Here is a 2554-nt window from a genome sequence, read left to right as displayed (position 1 = left end):
GTACGCGCTCTGGTCGGCGCGGTCACCGACGTCTACGACGGCCGGCCCCCCAGAGACGACGCGACCGTACTGTGCCTGGACTGGCACGGACCCCGCACCGAAGCCTCTCCGACGGCCCAAGACGCCTGATGCGGAGGGGCCGCCGCAGGCCGGCCGGACCCCGCGATGGCATGCTGATCACCCCGCCGCGGCCGAACGGGCCGGGGCGGCATGACTTCCGCGACCGAGGACAGGTGATCCCGGTATGAGCACGCCCGCATCAGCCGATGACCCGCCCGGCCCGGGCCGCCCCCGGGGTGGCGACCAGCCGGCCGTCACCACGTCGTCAGCTGCCCGCCGCACCGTGGATGAGCTTCTGGAGCGGGCGGGCGTCAGCCTCGACAGCGTGATCGCCGCGGATGCCCTCATCGTCACGACGGAGCTCATCACCAACGCGATCCGCCACGGCGGCGGCATCACCCTCTTCCGCACCGACATCACCGGTGACACCCTGCACGTGTCGGTCGGCGACGCCAGTACGCGCCCACCGTCTTCCCGCCGCGGCGAACCCGCCCGGCCCGGCGGATACGGGTGGCCGCTCATCCAGCGCCTGGCCGAAAGCATCGAGATCACCCTCCACCCCGAGGGCAAGACGATCAGAGCCGTCCTGCGCCTGAGCTGATCCCGCTTCCCCCGCGCCGGGAAGGCCGCCGGTGGACGGCCGCGGGCTGGGCAGGCTGGGGACATGATCCCTACGTGTGTTCAAGGAGGCGTTGTGGAACCGACGACGGTGACCGTTCTGCCCGATCGTGACGGGCGGCGGGTGCTGCGGTGCGCGGGCGCATTCGACTTCAGTACCCTCGCCCCGCTCCGAACCGCGTGCGACACAGCCCTCGCGGAGCCCGGCGTAGAGCAGCTGGCCCTGGACGTCCGCGACATCACCTTCGGCGACTCCACCTTCCTGAACCTGCTCCTCACCCTCTGCGGCGCATGCGATCTGCGACTGTTGGGCCCCCTGCCGCGCCAGCTTGCCCGCCTCCTGGCCGTGACCGGCACGGAACAGGTACTCACCGTCGAGGACGCCATCGCCGGCAAGGGAACCGAATAGCGAAGCGGTCCCCGGCGGCCTCTCGAGGCCCGTCGAGCCGCATCGCGATGCCTCCCGCCCGCCCTGCCGCACACGAACGAAGTCACCCGGAACCCGTCGGACGGGGAGCCGGAGTCGCTCAGCGGCGGTCGATTCCCCGATTGCGGGTAGGCGCCGTGTGCAGGGCCCCGGCGCGCCGGTTCGGCGTCGCACCCTTGCCTGCGGCTGCTTCCATCACCGCGTGGTGGACGACGGAAAGTGACCTCTCACTATGGATCCCCTGCAACAGGTGCGTCCCCCGCCCGCTCAGGCGGGAACGGGAAGCGACTTCGCCCGACTCTCCAAGAAGATCCAGGCGGCCGGACTGATGGCCCGCCGCCCCGGCTACTACACGCTCCGCATCGCTGTAGTGACGGCCCTCTACGCCGCGGGCTGGGCGGCCTTCGCACTGATCGGCGACAGCTGGTGGACGCTGCTCGCGGCCGCCTTCCTCGCCGTCGTCTTCGGGCAGGTGGCGCTCCTGGCGCACGACGTCGCACACCGACAGGTCTTCCGGCTGCGCAAGGCCAGTGAGGTGTCAGGCCGTCTCGCAGGGAACCTCGGCATCGGCATGGGCTACGGCTGGTGGCAGGACAAACACACCCGCCACCACGCCAACCCCAACCACGAGGACCTCGACCCCGACCTCGATCCGGACATCCTCGTCTGGACCCAGGACCAGGCACGCACCGCCAGCGGACTGCCGCGGCTGATCGGCCGCTCCCAGGCGTACCTGTTCTTCCCGCTGCTCACGCTGGAGGGGTTCAATCTGCACGTGTCCGGGATCCGGTCGCTGGCGGACAAGTCCCTCAAGAACCGTGCGTGGGAGGCCGGTCTCCTCTTCGCGCACCTCTCGGTCTACCTCGGCGCGTTGTTCCTGGTGCTCCCGCCCGGCAAGGCGGTCGCGTTCCTGTTCGTACACCAGTGCCTGTTCGGCATCTACCTGGGCTCCATCTTCGCCCCGAACCACAAGGGGATGCCCGTCCTGCGGGGCACGGACCGGCCCGACTTCCTCCGGCGCCAGGTGCTGACCTCGCGCGACGTGCGCGGAGGCCGGTTCACCGACATCGTCCTCGGCGGCCTGAACTACCAGATCGAGCACCACCTCTTCCCGAGCATGCCCAGCCCGCACCTGCGCAGGGCCCAGGCCATCGTCCGCAGTCACTGCCAGGAACTCGGAGTCAGTTACCTGGAGACCAGCCTGGTCAACTCCTACCGGCAGACCCTCGCCAGCCTCCACCACGCCGGCGCCCCTATCCGACAAGCCCGCGCCACCTGATGGGCGCGGGTCGCCCGGCTGCGGTTCTCCGTGGCCCGCATTCCCGGCTTTCCGAGCATCACGTCACCCTGCAGCAGGCGCTGCTCTGCCCGGACGCGTCGGCGCTGGTGGGCGCCGGTGTTCCCCGGGGTTCGATTACCTCCCTGCCTACCGCATGAAAATCTGTGGCG

The 2554-nt window shown here is 70.3% G+C and carries 3 protein-coding genes; all 3 read left to right on the top strand.

Annotation, left to right across the window (positions count from 1 at the left end; translation table 11 throughout):
• Positions 1-244: 244 nt before the first annotated feature.
• The 3 genes from ACFWTC_RS38740 (at position 245) to ACFWTC_RS38730 (ending at position 2384) form a co-directional block, all read left to right on the top strand.
• Positions 245-661, top strand: a complete 417-nt coding sequence (locus tag ACFWTC_RS38740; RefSeq protein ID WP_383933474.1) for an ATP-binding protein — start codon at positions 245-247, stop codon at positions 659-661.
• A gap of 93 nt (positions 662-754) precedes the next feature.
• A complete protein-coding gene (locus ACFWTC_RS38735) occupies positions 755-1087 on the top strand; it encodes an STAS domain-containing protein (RefSeq protein WP_383933472.1) in 333 nt (110 codons plus the stop codon).
• A gap of 250 nt (positions 1088-1337) precedes the next feature.
• The gene (locus ACFWTC_RS38730; RefSeq protein ID WP_383933470.1) at positions 1338-2384 is read left to right on the top strand and encodes a fatty acid desaturase family protein; all 1047 of its coding nucleotides are present in this window, start codon (positions 1338-1340) and stop codon (positions 2382-2384) included.
• Positions 2385-2554: the final 170 nt, after the last annotated feature.

The sequence above is a fragment of the Streptomyces sp. NPDC058619 genome, from assembly GCF_042717785.1.
Taxonomy (GTDB): Bacteria; Actinomycetota; Actinomycetes; order Streptomycetales; family Streptomycetaceae; genus Streptomyces.
This window is presented reverse-complemented; position numbering and strand designations above follow the sequence as displayed.